The following is a 15,802-nucleotide window of genomic DNA, read 5'->3' as shown; positions in this document are numbered from 1 at the left end:
GGAGCGGGCCCTTGCCGCTGCGTGCGCACGGTTTCTTGCGCGTACGCCCGCCGCGGTCAGTCGAAGACCACGCAGGAGGCCGCCGGGGCTTCGATCGAGCCGGCCCGGCGCGGCACGCCCGTGTCCGGGTGGACCGCGAACCAGGTCACGTCGCCGGAACGCTCGTTGGCGACGTACAGGAAGCCGCCGGAGGGGTCGAGGGCCAGCGCGCGCGGCCAGGTGCCGCCGCAGGGCACCGTGGCGACCAGGCGCAGGCCCTCGCCGACCGTGTCGGGGGTGAGCAGGGAGACGACGTCCTGGCCGCGGGTGGCGGTCCACACGAAGCGGCCGTCGGGCGACACGACGATGCCCGACGGGTACGCGTCACCGTCCGGGACGCCCGGCAGCACCGGCGTCTCGCCGACCGGCCGCAGCGCGCCTTCGGCGGCGTCCCAGCGGCAGACGGTGACGGTGGGCGCGAGTTCGTTGAGGACGTACGCGTGTTCGCCGCGCGGGTGGAAGACGAGGTGGCGGGGCCCGGAGCCGGGGCGCAGCGCGATTTCGCGGTGCAGCGTGAGCGTTCCGCCGTCCAGCCCGCACACCCGTACGGAGTCCGTGCCGAGGTCGACGCTCACCGCCCAGCGTCCGCTCGGGTCGGGCTGCACCTGGTGGGCGTGCGGGCCCTGCTGGCGCGGGGTGTGCGGGCCCGAGCCGCTGTGCTGGAGCACGCTGGAGGCGGCGTACGCGAGCCCGCCGTCGGGGCGGACGGGTACGGCGGTGACGCTGCCGGAGCCGTAGTTGGCGGTCAGGACGTGTCCCGCGAACACGCTGAGGTACGTGGGGCCGCTACCGCCGACCGGCACCAGCGGCCCGGTGAGTTCCGGCTTGTCGCCGTGCACGCGGTACGCGGCCACCGCGCCGTCGGCCGTCTCGCTGACGGCGTAGAGCATGTCCCGCTCGGGCGACAGGGCGAGGTACGCGGGGTCGGGGACGCCGTCCACCGTGCTCAGGACGGTCAGCGCACCGCTGTCCGGGTCCATGGACGCGGTGAGGACGCCGAGGCCTCCCGCCGCCGTGAACGAGCCGATGAACGCCCGTTGTTGCCGCCTGCCGCCGTCTGCCACCGCTGTCCCCTTTCGGTACCGCGTCGTCCGGGGCGACGGTAGCAGCCGACGATCAACGGTCTATTCCAAGAGGGTGAATCCGGGGGGCGGCGACGTCGCGGTGACGGCGTAGGGGTGACGGCGGAGTAGAGCTAGAGCGGGGCCGAGCCCCTCGCCCTTTCGAGTGCCTCCGGGTGGTGGACGTAGGCGGGGCGCAGCTCCACGGTCTCGTACGTGCGGTGGAAGACGGGCGTGGCGCTGCCGGAGATGGGCGGCACGATCCACGACCAGTCCGCGCCGACCCGGCGGCCCTTGCGCTCCTCGCGCCCGAGGTGGGCGAGGAAGCGCCGGGACTCGGTGTGGTGGTCGGTGACCGTGACGCCCGCGCGGTCGTAGGAGTGCAGGACGGCGCGGTTGAGTTCGATGAGCGCGCGGTCCTTCCACAGCGAGCGGTCGGTGCGTGTGTCGAGGCCCAGACGGTCCGCGATGAGCGGCAGGAGGTCGTAGCGGTCGGTGTCGGCGAGGTTGCGGGCGCCGATCTCCGTGCCCATGTACCAGCCGTTGAAGGGGGCTGCCGGGTAGCAGATGCCGCCGATCTCCAGGCACATGTTGGCGAGCGCGGGCACCGCGTGCCAGCGCAGTCCGAGCGTGCGCCACCAGGTGTACTCGGGGTGGGCGAGTTCCACTTCGAGCACCGCGTCGTCCGGCACCGCGAACCAGCTGGGCTTGTCGTCGGTGCCCTGGATCACCAACGGCAGTACGTCGAAGGGGGTGCCGTGGCCGCCGGGCCAGCCGAGCCGCCGGGCGAGCGCGGTCAGGCCCGCGTTGCGCGGGTCGCCGGTCACGCGGCCGTCCGGGCGTGTGTAGCCCGCGTACCGGATGAGCTGTTCGTTCCAGATCCGGGGGCCGGGGCGCCCCGGCTCGTCGGGGGCGAAGACCGTGATGAGCGCCCGGATCCGGCCGTCGTGGGTCGCCTCCCGCAGATGGTCCACCGACGCCGCGGCGACGTCGTGGGCATCCCGCAGGTCCCTGCGGTCCCGGACGCGCAGGGAGTGCCAGTACAGGCGCCCTATGCACCGGTTGGCATTGCGCCAGGCGACGCGCGCGCCGAAGGCGAGCTCTTCCGTGGTGTGCCGGTACGTCCCCGTGTCCGCGATCTCCGCGCGCACGGCGGCGATCCGGCGGGCGGGGTCGCCGAGCCGTTTCTCGGTGTGGTGGAGGGTGAGGAACTCCGTGGCGGCGCACAGGAGTTCGTACGGTTCCGGCCTGGGGTCGGCGGCGGGGGCGCCGGTGCCGAAGCCACGGGCGATCAGCTGTCCCCTGAGGCCGGGGATCCGGGAGGCGCCGTCGGTGCCGAGCCGCGCGGACGACGCGTGCGGGGCCGTACCGTCTCGCCTTCGGCCTGCCGGGACCCGGTCCAGCCACCCGCCCGGCTCGGTGGCCCACGGCGCCGGGCTCCCCCCGCTCCCGTCGTCGGCGTAGCGCTCCGCCCGTCCGGTTCCGCGAGTGAAGTCCCGCATGATGCCACCCCCAAGCGACTCCGCCCGCGGGCCGCTCCCGCACGGCTCGCGGGCTCTGTGCGTCTGATAGCCGCGGGGTTACCCGGCCGGTGCGGTGATCCACCCTCTAGATGGCCGGTGAAAGTTCCTCATTCGGGCGCCCGGTGTCCAGGGGCCGAGGTCGGACGCCCGCGTCGTGCCGGGCGTCTAAGCGGCTCCGGGGAAGTGCGGGTGCGTTCCCGCGTCGTTCGGTGCGTGCTCTCGGTGTGCCGGACGAAGGTCCTCGTAGCAGTGCTACTTGGGCCTTTGGCCGGTGCGGCGAGTGGGGGCACCTCCCACGCCCTTGAGGCAGTGGGGGAGCGTGCCGGGCGGCGTGGGGGCGTGCCTGAACTTCCCCGGGGTCGCTTAGCGTCCGGGTCGGCGGCGATGCCCGCGAGAGCGCGTACTTCGCGGGCGCAGGCGTTCAAGAATCGGCCGACTGAGAACGCAGAGGTCTCCCGAGCGGCGACGCCAGCTCCGTCAGCTTCTTCTCCAGGTTGTACAGATACATAAGAGGCTCCCCGCCGTCCATGGGACGAGGCGTCTCGTGGGCAACGGCCGCCAACCGGCGCTCGCCGGCGGTGAGGGCTTCCACTGCTGCCGTCACGCGCCAACAGGCATCGGCCAGGGCGGCATCACGCGACGCGGCCGGATCGGCGGCGACAGAGACCAGACCGCGCACCTCACCGACGCAGGCTTCGAGCAACTCGATGACCTGACGGGCGCGGGCCATGCGAGCCCGGAAGGGACTCAAAGGGTGTACGAGCGGAGCGAGGGCCACCTTCGCCCGGCCGAACAGCAGCTCCAGCTCGGCGGCATGCGGGGCCGGGTCGGCCTCGACATCGCCGGCGAGGCGAGCGGCAGCCTCGGCCGTGGCCGCGTGAACACACTGCAGGGCCCGCTGAATCCACGCATCGTTCGTCGCATGCGTCGTCACCGGCAGCACGAGGGCCACGGTCAGCGCGGCACACACCGCGCCCACGCCCGTCTCCGCGAGACGCAGCACGAGCAGGGAGAGGTCCAAAACACCCAGCAGGCCGTAGAGCAGGCTGGCCAGGACCGTCACCGCGAGCATCATCCAGGAGTAAGAGACGGCGGCGGTGTAGAAGATCCCGAAGACACAGACCGCGATCAGGGCCGCCGATGGCACGGGCGCGCCCTGCAGCGGAATCGCGACGAGAAAGCCGACGACGACACCGGTCACCGTGCCGAGGACACGGCGGAAACCGCGGACCAGAGTCTCGCCGCGGGAGGCCGTGTTGACGAAGATCCACCAAACAGTGCCAACGGCCCAGTACCAGCGCTCCTCGGAAAGCACCTGGCCGACGGCGAGCGCCAGAGAACAGGCGGCAGCGGCCTGGAATGCCTGCCGGGTGGTGGGCCGCGCCAAGCCCGTGCCGGGCAAGCCCGTCGGAGCCGCGGCAGGCGGGATGCGGCGCTCGATGGGCCAGAGCAGGAAGCGCACGGCGCCGGCCGCCAGCAGGGACAAGCCGATGGCGGCGTACAGCTCGGGCAGCTGCGCGGGAACGGCGTGCAGGAACTGCGTCACGAAGAGGCTCATGAACGCGAAGATGCCGAGCGCGTTACCGCGCGCGCCCCAGCGGCGGGCGTAGACCCCGCAGAAGACAACGGCCACGAAGGCGGCATCGCGGGCTGCCGGGACGTCGTGCAGGGCGGTGGCGAACGCCAGCACCGGGAATCCCGCGACGGGCAGCAGTGCGGTGGTGATTCGCTGGGCGCGCACGCTCGCATCGGCAACGGTGAAGAGGGCGAGGAGCGCCGCGAGCCCCCCGGTGATCGACGCGACGAGGGAGAGCCCGTACAGCTCGGACACGGCGACCGCGACGCCGATGCCGATGACGGCGCGGGTCGCGTTCCGCAGTCTCAAGCGTCCAGGATCAGGAGCTATGAAGATCCTCTTCACGGCCGTTCGCCGCCCCCCTTGCAATGAAGCACGCCGTACCAGCGACCGCCTGGGGTGGTAGGCGAACAGCAGGCACAACGAAGGCGCCGCGGTCCGGGTCCGGCCTCGTCGCCGCCCGGCGCTGCGCGGCGCCGTAAGTACGTGGATGGCAAGAGGTAACCACTCTTACCCCAATGGCTCAACAGCCCATCGGTCGACTGGGCCATTGGCCCATCCAAGGGAGCGCGTACCGGCCGGAGAAGGGCCAACGGACCAACCACCGCCCAGGCAATGGGTGCGCGCCCTTTTCGCTCGCCTTGCGCGGGCCGGGGGCGCCGCTCGCTCGCCCAGCGCGGGCCGGGGGCGCCGCGCAGCCGATCGAGACGTGGCGCCGCCCGTCCGCGATGTGAACGCACCTCCCTCGCTACGACGGCCCGTCCGGCGCCAGCGCGAGTACGGCGCGGTCGTCGGCGTCCGTCCCCGGTGCACCCGCCGACCAGCGCTCCGTGTCCTCCCGCACGAAAGCCACCACGGACTCCGGATCCGGCGCCGCGCCCGGCCCGAACCGCCGCGCGAGCCGCTCCACGACCGGATAGAAGGCCCCCGACGCATCACGCGTCTCGCTCACCCCGTCCGTGTAGACGAGGAGTACCTCGCCGGGCTCGAACAGATGCACCGTGGTCTTCGCCGGGCGGCCCGGACACATGCCTCCGAGCCCCAGGGGCAGCGCCGGTTCGGTGACCAGCCGCCGGGCGCCCCGCGGGCCGATGACGGCGGGCGGCGGATGACCCCGGTCGACGATGCGCACCTCCCCGCCGGAGGACGGGAACTCGAGCAGCAGCGCGGTCACGAACAGTTCCGGGTCGCCGTCCTCGCCCACCGGGCTGTTACGGGCGATGCTGAGCTCCAAGCGCTCGGCGAGCGTGCTCAGGCTCGGCACGTCGTAGGCGGACACCCGGAAACCGGCCAGGACCGAGGCGACCGTCTGGACGGCGCCGATGCCCTTGCCCCGGACGTCGCCGATGATGACCCGCACGCCGAACGGCGTCCGGCACAGGTCGTACAGATCGCCGCCGACGAGCATCCCGCCTTCACCGGCCGTGTAGGACGCGGCGGCGCGCAGCGGACCCACCCTGCGGGGCACCGGCCGCAACAGAGTCCGCTGCATGGCCTCCGCCACCGAGTTCGCCCGGATCAGGTGCCGCGTGGTGCTCTCCCGCTCCGCGGCCAGGGCCGTGCTGGCGGCCCCGATGAGCGCCGTGGCCACGTACAGCGCCGCGTGGTGCTGCTCCCCGAAGTGCCCGGGACGGAGCGACGCCATCAGCATCTCCAGCCCCAGGCAGACGACAGTGGACAGCGCCGTCCCCCGGGGCCCGCGCGTCGCCGCGGTCAGCGGCGGTACGCCGGTGAGCAGGAAGCTGACGGGTTCCTGCCCGCGTACGACGATCTCCAGGGCGATATCGAGCAGCACCACGACGAACGGCAGCCACCAGACCCAGTCCTGGCCCAGGAAACGCGGGCGACGTTCCGGACACGTACTGCTGTGAGGCATAAGGCGCACCCTAAGAGCCCGGTCGGCCGCGACCGGTCACGGTGTGTTCCGTGTCGCGGAGCGAGCCCTCGATCCGCGACAGCTCGGCGTTGAGGCTGCTCAGCCATGTCTCCAGGTCGATCAGCACGGGCAGCGGCGGGGAGTTCTCCGGCGGCGTGAGCGGAGCGCCGGGCGCACCCGGCTGCCGCTGGTCACCGGTGGCGAGCGCGGCGATCCGTGTCGTGGCGGCGGCCACATGGCCGGCCGCCGTACGGGCCCACGCCGCGGCGCCGGGCGGAATGGTGGTCACGGGCAGGTCGAAGCGGGGCAGCCAGTGGGCGCCGAGCAACACGTGGCTGGCGGACATGAGCACGGCCTGCCAGTCGGCGCGGGCCTCCGCCGGCGTTCCCGAGGGCTCGCTGCGGTACTGGGCGTACGCGGCCTCCGCGAGCCGCAGCCGGTGCTCGGTGGGCAGCGTGGACGGGGAGCGTGCCGCGCCCGGTGAGGCGGTGACCACGTCCACGGTGTGCGTGACGAGCGGACCGCAGGAGCGGAGCAGCGCGGCCATGGTTCTGCGCACCTCGCGCCGGGCACCCGCGGGCCAGGCGATCAGCCCGCAGAGCAGACCGATCACGCTGCCCGTCACCACATCGATGACGCGTGCCCCGGCGAGCTGCCAGGAGGCCGGGGCGATCTGCGCGAACGCCGACGCGACGACGAGGGTGAACAGCGCCTGCGCCCAGGCGATGCCGAGCAGCGGCCCCAGCGCGAACGCGGCCAGCATGCCCGGCGCGAGCACCGCCGCGTATGCCTCGGTCTGCCGCCCGAAGCCGACGAGCAGCGCCCCGGCGGCCACGGCGCCCACGAGGTTCCCGGCAAGCACCTTGGGGACCGCCGCCCAGGTCTGCGCGACGGTGGTCCTGCTCAGCGTCAGCACGGCGAGCATCACCCAGAAGCCGTGCGGGAGATCGAGCGACCCCGCCACCAGCCGCGCCGCGCCGAGCCCCAGGGCGATGCGCACGGCGTTCTGGAACTGCACCGACCGCAGCGTCACATGGCCGAAGAGCCGCTTCACCCACAGCCCGGCGGTGCTCGTGTCGGCGTACCAGAACAGCTCCCGGGGCGGAATCGGCGGCGTCCGCCGGCCGTACACGGCGATCCGTGCGGCGGCCTCCACCATGCGGGCCGACTCGGCGATCCCCAGCACGGCCGACTGCCGCCTCAGCACCGGCACCGGCGGTGCGGCATCGGGCGGCCCTGTCGCCTGGTTCGTCCGCAGGGCCTGGAAGTCGAGAATCCCCTCCTCCAGCGTGCCGGGCCGCGGCGGCGGACGGCCCACGCGCAGAGCGCCCGCGGTGACGTTGCAGAGCGTGGCGACCCGGTCCAGCAGCGCATCGCAGGCAGCTTGCGCGAGCTCTGTGCCCTCGGCGGCCGCGCCCCTGCCGCTCAACCGTGGCGAAGGCGCGGCCGGGATCACCTCGGTGAAATGGGCCAGCAGGTCCAGCAGACGGCGGGTGGCCTTGCCCGCCTGCGCCAGCGCCCGGTCCCTGCGCGCGGGGCCCGCCGGTCGCTCGGCCTCCGGGACGGCGGACAGCCGCAGCCGCCGGCCGGCCTCCCGGAGGCCTGCGGGGTCGGCGCCGGCCGGGTCCGCCGCGGCGTCGGCCGCGACGGTGAGCGCCTCCGCCAGCCGGGTCCGGTACGGGGCGGCGGGCGGGGCCGGCAGCACCAGGACCTCGCAGGCCGCGAGGAGCAGGATCCCTGTGGTGAGGCCCGTCAGGCGCAGCCCCAGGGTGTCCGGGGCGTACGGCGGAACGCACGCCAGGATGTAGAAGAGCTGGAGGCCGGGGCCCGCCCCGGCCGCCCGGGGACCCGCGACCGCCGCGAAGGCGAGCAGGAAGCCGACGACCAGCATGCCGAGCACCGCCGCCCAGGTCCGGACCGCCAGCGCGGTCCCCAGCGTGACCAGCAGCAGACCGACGGGCAGCGCCTTCAGCATGACGGTCGCGCGCTGCCGCCCCGAGCCGGGGATCGAGGACAGCAGGCCGAGCGACACGGGTCCGAACAGCGCGTACAGGGCCGCTTCGGGCCTGTCGAGCCCGTACAGAAAGGCATAGAACCCGGCGCTCGCGGCGACGGTCACCCGGATGCCCCGGCGGAGGACTGCCGTCCGCTCCGGCCCGCCGGTCACTGCCTGCCCTCAGGGCCTGTTGCGGGTTCCGGGCCGGGCTCGCGCATGGGCACTGTCCTCTCGGCCGACGCCGTCTCAACGGGGTGAGACCGACGCCGTCTCGACGACGCGGTGAGTGGGTCGGGGCCGGCGACCTGCTCCCATTGTCGAACGGCGCCGTACGGCACGCAGCGCGTACGGGAGCGGTGTCCCGAAGCCCTCAGCCGGTACGGAAACGGTGCCCCGCAGCCCTCAGCCCGTACGGAAACGGTCCCCCACGGCACGCAGCCCGTACGGATCGCGCGGACCAAGAGCCGGGGCCACCATGGCAGAAGGTGCCGACCGGAGGCGGGAGGTCGTACGGTGCACACCATCGTCCCGGTCCTCTTCGCCGTCGCCGCGGCGCTGAGCAACGCCATCGGGACGGTGCTGCAGCGCCGGGAGGCCCTCTCCGTGCCCAGCTCGGCCGGCTTGCGTCCAGGGCTGATGCTCGATCTGCTGCGGCGTCCGCTGTGGCTGCTCGGCATCGGGGCGGTCATCGCCGCCGCTGTGTGCCAGGCGCTGGCCCTGAGCACCGGGCCGATGGTGATCGTCCAGCCGCTCTTCGTCCTCGAGCTGCCGCTCGCGCTGATCGTCGCCTGGATCGTCCTGCACCGGCCGCTGCCCCGCGTCGGGTGGGTGGCCGTCGCCCTCGTGGTGGTGGGCCTCGGTGTGGCGCTCGCCGCCGCTGCCCCCAGCGGTGACCGCACGTATGTGCCGACCGGCCGCTGGATCGCCGCCCTCGCCGTCGGCGCCGGCGTGATCGTCGCGCTCTGCGCCGCGGCACTGCGCCGCCCCCAGGGCCGGGTCCGCGCGGCCTGCCTGGGTGCGGCCTGCGCGGTCAGCTACGCGATGACCGCGGCGCTGATCAAGGCGGCGATGCACACCCTGGACGACCACGGTGTGACGGCGTTCTTCACCACCTGGCAGACGTACGCCTTCGCCGTGACCGGCGGCACCGCCCTCTTCCTGCTGGAGAACGCGCTGCAGGCGGGCCCTCTGGTCGCCTCCCAGCCCGCGATCACGCTCGGCGACGCGATGGTGAGCCTCGCGCTCGGCGTCGCGCTGTACGAGGAGCATGTGCGCTCCGGCTGGTGGCTGCTGCCGGAACTGCTCGGCCTCGGGCTGATCGCCACGGGCGTGGTGACGCTCGCCCGCATCCCGCTGACCGACTCAGTCGTGACCGCCGGCAAGGCGCCCGGCGCCGCCCGGTAACTGGCCCAGCAGGCTCCGTCCAGGCTGGACCATTGGGCCATGGGTACTGTCGAAAATGATCACCTCAGGCCGCAAGGAGGCCGACGGACCATGGCCGTGGACGAGCTCGACACCCGCATTCTGCGGATGCTCCTGGAGCAGCCGCGCACCAGCGTGCGGGAGTACGCCCGCATTCTCGGTGTCGCCCGCGGCACGCTGCAGGCCCGTCTGGACCGGCTGGAGCGGGACGGAGTTATCACCGGGACGGGTCCGTCCCTGTCGCCCGCGGCCCTCGGCCACCCTGTCCTCGCCTTTGTGCACATCGAGGTCACGCAGGGCCATCTCGACGACGTGGGCGACGCGCTCGCCGCCGTCCCGGAGATCATCGAAGCGTTCTCGATCACCGGCGGCGGCGATCTGCTCACCCGGGTCGTGGCCCGCGACAACGCGCACCTGGAGGACGTGATCCAGGCCCTGATCAGCCTCCCGGGCGTCGTCCGTACCCGCACCGAGGTGGCCCTGCGCGAGCGCGTCCCGCACCGGCTGCTGCCGCTGGTCGAGTCGATCGGCCGCGCCGCGAAGAGCTGACCCCCGGCCCCGGACACCTGGCACCTGGCACCTGGCACCTGGCACCTGGCACCTGGCACCTGGCTGATCATTGGCATCCTTGACCGCATGAGCACGCTCGGCAGCACTTCGGTCATCTTCGATCTCGACGGAACGCTCGTGGACAGCGAGCCCAACTACTTCGAGGCCGGGCGCCAGACGCTCGCCGGGCAGGGCATCACTGACTTCACCTGGGCCGACCACGAGCGGTACGTCGGCATCAGCACCCAGGAGACGCTCGCGCTCTGGAAGGAGCGCTACGGCCTGACCGCCCCGCTCGACACCTTGCTCGCCGACAAGAACCGCCGCTATCTGGAGCTGGCCCGCGTCTCCACGCCCGTGTACCCGCAGATGCGGACGTTCGTGGAGCTGCTGGCCGCCGAGGGCGTCCCGCTGGCCGTCGCCTCGGGTTCCTCGCCGGAAGCCATCGAGGCGATCCTGGCGGGCACGGGCCTCGCCTCCCATCTGACGACCGTCGTCTCGGCCGACGAGGTCGCGCACGGCAAACCCGCCCCCGACGTCTTCCTGGAGGCGGCACGCCGGCTGGGGGCCACCCCGGCGGACTGCGTGGTCCTGGAGGACGCCGCGCCGGGCGCCGCCGCCGCGCACGCGGCCGGGATGCGCTGCATCGCGATCCCGTACGTCGCCGCCCAGGCCGACGACCCCGCCTTCGCGACGGCCGGAGTCCTGTTGCGCGGCGGCCAGGCCGAGTTCACGGCCCAGTCCGCGTACGCCTGGCTCACGGGCTCGGCAGCGGCGTCCTGACGGATTCTCACCCGCGTCACGCGGCCACGCCGGGCCGGACCACACCGGTGGCCCGTCCGTCCGCGTCATGGTGGATCGGCGTCCCTGAGCCCGTCAGCGGAACGCCCGATCCGCCCCGGCGAGCCGCCACGATCTCCGCCGCGATCGACAGGGCGGTCTCCTCAGGGGTACGGGCGCCGAGATCGAGGCCGATCGGTGAGTGCAGGCGGGCCAACTCCCGGTCGGTGAGGCCGACTTCACGCAGGCGGTGGTCACGGTCCTCGTGGGTGCGGCGGGAGCCCATCGCTCCGACGAAGGCGACCGGCAGGCGCAGGGCCGTCTCCAGGAGGGGGACGTCGAACTTGGCGTCGTGGGTGAGCACGCACAGCACGGTGCGGTGGTCGGTCTCGGTGCGCCGGAGGTAGCGGTGCGGCCAGTCGACCACGATGTCGTCGGCCTCGGGGAAGCGGACGCGCGTGGCGAAGACGGGGCGGGCATCGCACACGGTCACGTGGTAGCCGAGGAACCTGCCCGCCCGTACCAGCGCCGCCGCGAAGTCCACGGCGCCGAAGACAATCATCCGGGGCGGCGGCACGCTCGACTCGACGAACAGCGTCACGCCGCCCGGACAGTGCGATCCGTCCTCGGAGATCTCGACGGTGCCGGTACGGCCCGCGTCCAGCATCGCGCGGGCCTCCGCCGCGGCGTTCCGCTCCAGTTCGGGACGATCGCCGAGGCCGCCGTCGTACGAGCCGCCCAGGCCCCGTGCGTCACCGACGCCGCCGTCGTACGACCCGTCGGCGTGCACGAGCAGCGCCCTGCCCAGCAGTTCCGCCGGCCCCCGGGCCACCCGGGCGAGGGCCACCGTCTCTCCCCGGGCGGCGGCCGACAGCCAGGCCGCGTACCCCGGCGCGTTCGCGCGCACCGGGGTGACCAGCACCTCGATGATCCCGCCGCAGGTCAGGCCCACCGCGAAGGCGTCCTCGTCGCTGTAGCCGAACCGTTCGAGGATGGTCCGGCCGTCGTCGAGTGCCTGGACGCACAGTTCGTACACCGCCCCCTCGACACAGCCGCCGGAGACCGAGCCGATGGCCGTGCCCCGGCTGTCGACGGCGAGGGCCGCGCCGGGACCGCGCGGCGCGCTGCCGCCGACGGTCACGACGGTGGCGACGGCGAAGTCCCGGCCCTCCTCGACCCACCGGTTCAGCGCGCCGGCGATGTCAAGCACCCGGGGCTCCCTCGGTCGCCCGGAGCACGCGGTCGGGCCGGATCGGCAGGTTCCGGTGGCGTACGCCGGTCGCGTGCCAGACCGCGTTGGCGATCGCCGCCGCGGCGCCCACGATGCCGATCTCACCGATGCCCTTGATGCCGACGGGATCGTCGTCGTCTGAATCGTCGGCGTGGCCGTGGATCCAGTCCGCCTCGATGTGCGGTACGTCGGCGTGCGCGGCGACGTGGTAGCCCGCGAGGTCGGCTCCGACAAGACCGCCCGAGGCGTCGTCCCTGACCGCCTCCTCGTGCAGGGCCATGGAGATGCCCCAGGTCATGCCGCCGACGAGCTGGCTGCGGGCGGTCAGCGGGTTGACGATCCGGCCCGCCGAGAAGATGCCGAGCATGCGCCGCACGCGCACCTCGCCGGTGGTGACGTCCACGGCGACCTCGGCGAACTGCGCTCCGAAGGAGTGCCGTTCCTTGGGCTCGAGAGTGCCCAGGAGCGCGGCGGTGTCCGAGCGCGCCGTGATTCCCTCCGGCGGGATGCCGTCGCCCAGGGCCAGTTGCTCCCGCAGCTCGCGTACGGCGGCCATGACCGCCCATGCCCAGGAGCGGGTGCCCATCGAGCCCCCGGCGATCATCGCCGGGCCGAAGTCGCTGTCCCCGATCAGCACACGGACGCGGTCCGGTGCCACCTCCAGCTCGTCGGCGGCGATGAGCGTGAGCGCGGTCCGCGCCCCGGTTCCGATGTCCGAAGCGGCGATGCGCACGGTGAAGGTGCCGTCCGCCTCCGCCGTCACGGACGCCGTGGACGGTGCCGCTCCGGCGGGGAAGGAGGCCGCCGCCGTACCGGTCCCGAGCAGCCAGCGTCCTTCGCGGCGCAGGCCGGGACGCGGATCCCGGTCCGCCCAGCCGAACCTGCGGGCGCCCTCCTGGAAACAGGCGAGCAGATGGCGGCCGGCGAACGGCAGCCCGGAGACGGGCCCCGTCTCGGGCTCGTTGCGGGCGCGCAGCTCGATCGGGTCGATGCCGCACTTCTCGGCGAGTTCGTCGAACGCCGCCTCCAGCGCGAACGAGCCCGGTGCCTCGCCCGGCGCGCGCATCCAGGTCGGGGTCGGCACGTCGAGTCGTACGACCTCGTTCAGGGTGTGGTGTGCGTCGGCGTCGTACAGCGCCCGCGCCACCCCGGCGCTCGGCTCCACGAATTCGTGCACGGTCGAGGTGAGGCTCAGGGAGCGGTGCTCCAGCGCGCGCAGGCGTCCGTCGGCGTCGGCGCCGAGCCTGATCCGCTGCGTCGTGGGGCTGCGGTAGCCGGTCAGCGAGAACATCTGACGGCGGGTCAGGACGACCCTGACCGGGCGCTGGAGGACGGTCGAGGCCATCACGGCGGCCACCTGGTGGACACGGACTCCCTTCGAGCCGAAGCCACCGCCGACGTGTTCCGACCGCACCCGCACCGCGGCGGGTTCGAGCGAGAACAGCTTCGCGAGTTCGTCCGCGACCCAGATGGCGCCCTGGTTGGAGTCGACGACTTCGAGCCGGCCGCCGTCCCAGCGAGCCGTCGCCGCATGCGGCTCCATCATGCTGTGGTGCTCTTCTGGCGTGGTGTACTCGGCATCCAACACGACGGCGGCGCGCGCGAGTTCGGACTCCAGGTCCCCCTTCTCCGCCACCGCCTGCACAAAGCCGCCGTCCGGCGAGTACGCGTCCGGGCGTCCGGTGGAGAACGCGACGTCGTGCGCCTCCTGGTCGTACTGGACGACCAGGGCCTCGGCGGCCTCTCTGGCCTGCTCGGACGTCTCGGCGACGACCAGGGCCACCGGCCAGCCCATGTGCGGCACACGGTCGTCCTGGAAGGGGGCGACGGTCGGGTCGGGCTTGACCCCCAGCAGGCCGATGTAGTCCCTGTCGACGTGCGGGGCGTTGCCGTGGTGCAGGACGGTGAGCACGCCGGGCATCCCGAGGACGGCGGCGGTCTCCACCGAGCGGATGCGGCCGCGGGCCACGGTGGACAACACGAGCCAGCCGTGGGCGAGTTCGGCGAAGGGGATCTCGCCGGCGTAGCGGGCCGCTCCGGTGACCTTGTCCCGGCCCTCGACGCGGGTGTGCGCGGTCCCGACGGAGCCCTTCACGCTCGTCGCGGTGGTCATCGGGCGGCCTCCTCGGTGAGTTCGGTCAGCTCGGCCACGACGAGGTTGCGCAGCAGCTGCACCTTGTATCCGTTGTGGGGCAGGGGTTCGGCGGCCGCCAGTTCGGCGTCCGCGGCGGCGGCGAAGGCCTCGGCGCTCGCCGGACCCCCGGTCAGCACCCGCTCGGCCTCCCGGGCCCGCCATGGCAGGGACGCAACCGCCCCGAAGGCGAGCCGCACTTCGCGTACGACGTCGTCCTGGACGTCGAGCGCGGCGGCGACCGAGCCGATCGCGAACGCGTACGAGGCACGCTCGCGCACCTTCCGGTAGCGCGAGCGGGCGGCGACCGGCGACGGCGGCAGCGTGATGCCGGTGATCAGCGCGCCGGGCGGCAGCGCGGTCTCCAGGTGCGGAGTGTCGCCGACGGGCCGATAGAAGTCGGCGAGCGGCAACTCGACCGGACCGTCCGCCGTTTCGTACGACACCACGGCGTCGAAGGCGGCGAGTGCCACCGCCATGTCCGAGGGATGGGTGGCCACGCAGTGCTCGGAGGCGCCGAGGATCGCGTGGTTGTGGTGCTCGCCCTCGATGGCGGGGCAACCGCTGCCGGGGACACGCTTGTTGCACGGTTTCGTCAGGTCGGTGAAGTAGCCGCAGCGGGTGCGCTGGAGCAGATTCCCGCCGACCGTGGCCATGTTGCGCAGCTGCCCCGACGCTCCGGCCAGGACCGCCTGCGCCAACGCCGGGTAGTGGCGCCGCACTTCGGGATGGGCGGCGAGATCACTGTTGGTGACGGTCGCGCCGATGCGCAGACCGCCGTCCGCCGTGAACTCGACGCGGTCAAGGGGCAGTTCGCGTACGTCGATGAGCCGGGCGGGCCGTTCCACGCCGGCCTTCATCAGGTCGACGAGGTTGGTGCCGCCGCCGAGGAAGCGCGCGTCGGGGTCGTCGCCGAGCAGGGCGACCGCACCGGAGACGTCGAGGACGCGCTCGTAGCCGAATTCCCTCATGCTGCCACCTCCTTGGCGCCGGCCTCGGCGCCGGCCGCGCGGGGCTCGGTCGCCGAGTCCTCGGCTGCCGGGTTCTCCGTCACGCCGGTCCGCTGGGTTTCCGCCGCCCGCGCGACCGCCTCGACGATGGACACATATGCGCCACAGCGGCACAGGTTGCCGCTCATCCGCTCGCGGATCTCCTCGGGGGTGAGTGGTGGAGCGCCCGCTTCGGGCCGCACATCGGCGGTGACGGCACTCGGCCAGCCCGCCGCGTGCTCCTCGATCACCCCGAGGGCCGAACAGATCTGCCCCGGCGTGCAGTATCCGCACTGGTAGCCGTCGAAGTCGAGGAACGCCTGCTGCACCGGATGGAGCCGCTCACCGTCCGCCACGCCTTCGATGGTGGTGATGGCGCGCCCCTCGGCGGCGACCGCGAGCTGCAGACAGGACACCGCCCTGCGGCCGTCGAGCAGGACCGTACAGGCGCCGCATTGACCGTGGTCACAGCCCTTTTTGGTGCCGGTCAGGTCGAGATGCTCGCGCAGGGCGTCGAGCAGGGTGGTGCGGTGGTCGACGGGCAGCGTGTACTTCTCGCCGTTGATGTTCAGGGTGATGGCGCTGGACGTCGATGGGGCCATGATCAGCCTTCTTTCGCGTTTGCGGTG

General features: G+C 73.1%; 12 protein-coding genes. 3 read left to right on the top strand and 9 right to left on the bottom strand.

Features of this window, described 5'->3' with window-relative positions; genetic code table 11:
- Window positions 1-56: 56 nt before the first annotated feature.
- The 5 genes from C4B68_RS35895 to C4B68_RS35870 all read right to left on the bottom strand — a co-directional run bounded on the left by C4B68_RS35895 (window position 57) and on the right by C4B68_RS35870 (window position 8,242).
- A complete protein-coding gene (locus C4B68_RS35895) occupies window positions 57-1,103 on the bottom strand; it encodes a lactonase family protein (protein WP_099503364.1) in 1,047 nt (348 codons plus the stop codon).
- 131 nt (window positions 1,104-1,234) lie between these two features.
- Window positions 1,235-2,602 carry a nitric oxide synthase oxygenase gene (locus C4B68_RS35890; RefSeq protein ID WP_240634579.1) on the bottom strand — a complete coding sequence of 456 codons (1,368 nt, stop codon included), beginning with the start codon at window positions 2,600-2,602 and terminating at the stop codon, window positions 1,235-1,237.
- A gap of 442 nt (window positions 2,603-3,044) precedes the next feature.
- Complete coding sequence (locus C4B68_RS35880; protein ID WP_099503368.1) at window positions 3,045-4,544, bottom strand: FUSC family protein; 1,500 nt, start codon at window positions 4,542-4,544, stop codon at window positions 3,045-3,047.
- Window positions 4,545-4,947: 403 nt separating this feature from the next.
- Entirely contained in the window at window positions 4,948-6,075 is a 1,128-nt protein-coding gene (locus C4B68_RS35875) for a PP2C family protein-serine/threonine phosphatase (RefSeq protein WP_099503370.1), read from the bottom strand.
- A 10-nt stretch (window positions 6,076-6,085) separates the two neighbouring features.
- On the bottom strand, window positions 6,086-8,242 hold the full coding sequence (locus tag C4B68_RS35870) for an FUSC family protein (RefSeq protein ID WP_099503372.1): 2,157 nt from the start codon (window positions 8,240-8,242) through the stop codon (window positions 6,086-6,088).
- Between the two features lie 342 nt (window positions 8,243-8,584).
- Between C4B68_RS35870 and C4B68_RS35865 the strand changes: the two genes are divergently transcribed.
- The 3 genes from C4B68_RS35865 (at window position 8,585) to C4B68_RS35855 (ending at window position 10,825) form a co-directional block, all read left to right on the top strand.
- Window positions 8,585-9,475 (top strand): DMT family transporter, encoded by an 891-nt coding sequence (locus C4B68_RS35865; RefSeq protein WP_099503374.1) that lies wholly within the window; start codon window positions 8,585-8,587, stop codon window positions 9,473-9,475.
- A 90-nt stretch (window positions 9,476-9,565) separates the two neighbouring features.
- Window positions 9,566-10,042: an Lrp/AsnC family transcriptional regulator gene (locus tag C4B68_RS35860; protein WP_099503376.1), complete on the top strand. Its 477-nt coding sequence runs from the start codon at window positions 9,566-9,568 to the stop codon at window positions 10,040-10,042.
- Window positions 10,043-10,129: 87 nt separating this feature from the next.
- The gene (locus tag C4B68_RS35855; RefSeq protein ID WP_099503378.1) at window positions 10,130-10,825 is read left to right on the top strand and encodes an HAD family hydrolase; all 696 of its coding nucleotides are present in this window, start codon (window positions 10,130-10,132) and stop codon (window positions 10,823-10,825) included.
- Between the two features lie 16 nt (window positions 10,826-10,841).
- Here C4B68_RS35855 and C4B68_RS35850 read toward each other — a convergent pair whose 3' ends face one another.
- The 4 genes from C4B68_RS35850 to C4B68_RS35835 are packed head-to-tail and all read right to left on the bottom strand — an operon-like array spanning window position 10,842 to window position 15,775.
- On the bottom strand, window positions 10,842-12,032 hold the full coding sequence (locus tag C4B68_RS35850; RefSeq protein ID WP_099503380.1) for an XdhC family protein: 1,191 nt from the start codon (window positions 12,030-12,032) through the stop codon (window positions 10,842-10,844).
- Entirely contained in the window at window positions 12,025-14,166 is a 2,142-nt protein-coding gene (locus tag C4B68_RS35845) for a xanthine dehydrogenase family protein molybdopterin-binding subunit (protein ID WP_099503382.1), read from the bottom strand. Before C4B68_RS35845 ends, C4B68_RS35850 begins: the two co-directional genes overlap by 8 nt.
- Entirely contained in the window at window positions 14,163-15,155 is a 993-nt protein-coding gene (locus C4B68_RS35840) for an FAD binding domain-containing protein (RefSeq protein ID WP_099503384.1), read from the bottom strand. Before C4B68_RS35840 ends, C4B68_RS35845 begins: the two co-directional genes overlap by 4 nt.
- A complete protein-coding gene (locus C4B68_RS35835; protein ID WP_099503386.1) occupies window positions 15,152-15,775 on the bottom strand; it encodes a (2Fe-2S)-binding protein in 624 nt (207 codons plus the stop codon). The genes C4B68_RS35840 and C4B68_RS35835 overlap by 4 nt, the downstream gene beginning before the upstream one ends.
- Window positions 15,776-15,802: the final 27 nt, after the last annotated feature.

Source organism: Streptomyces dengpaensis (assembly GCF_002946835.1).
Classification (GTDB): Bacteria; Actinomycetota; Actinomycetes; order Streptomycetales; family Streptomycetaceae; genus Streptomyces; species Streptomyces dengpaensis.
The sequence above is the reverse complement of the archived record's forward strand: the minus strand, read 5'-3'. Positions and strand labels throughout refer to the sequence as shown.

Coding starts and splice junctions, on each gene's coding strand:
- C4B68_RS35890 (WP_240634579.1), bottom strand. CDS start 2,602: ATGCGGGACTTCACTCGCGGAACCGGACGGGCGGAGCGCTACGCCGAC.
- C4B68_RS35845 (WP_099503382.1), bottom strand. CDS start 14,166: ATGACCACCGCGACGAGCGTGAAGGGCTCCGTCGGGACCGCGCACACC.
- C4B68_RS35860 (WP_099503376.1), top strand. CDS start 9,566: ATGGCCGTGGACGAGCTCGACACCCGCATTCTGCGGATGCTCCTGGAG.
- C4B68_RS35855 (WP_099503378.1), top strand. CDS start 10,130: ATGAGCACGCTCGGCAGCACTTCGGTCATCTTCGATCTCGACGGAACG.
- C4B68_RS35835 (WP_099503386.1), bottom strand. CDS start 15,775: ATGGCCCCATCGACGTCCAGCGCCATCACCCTGAACATCAACGGCGAG.
- C4B68_RS35840 (WP_099503384.1), bottom strand. CDS start 15,155: ATGAGGGAATTCGGCTACGAGCGCGTCCTCGACGTCTCCGGTGCGGTC.
- C4B68_RS35875 (WP_099503370.1), bottom strand. CDS start 6,075: ATGCCTCACAGCAGTACGTGTCCGGAACGTCGCCCGCGTTTCCTGGGC.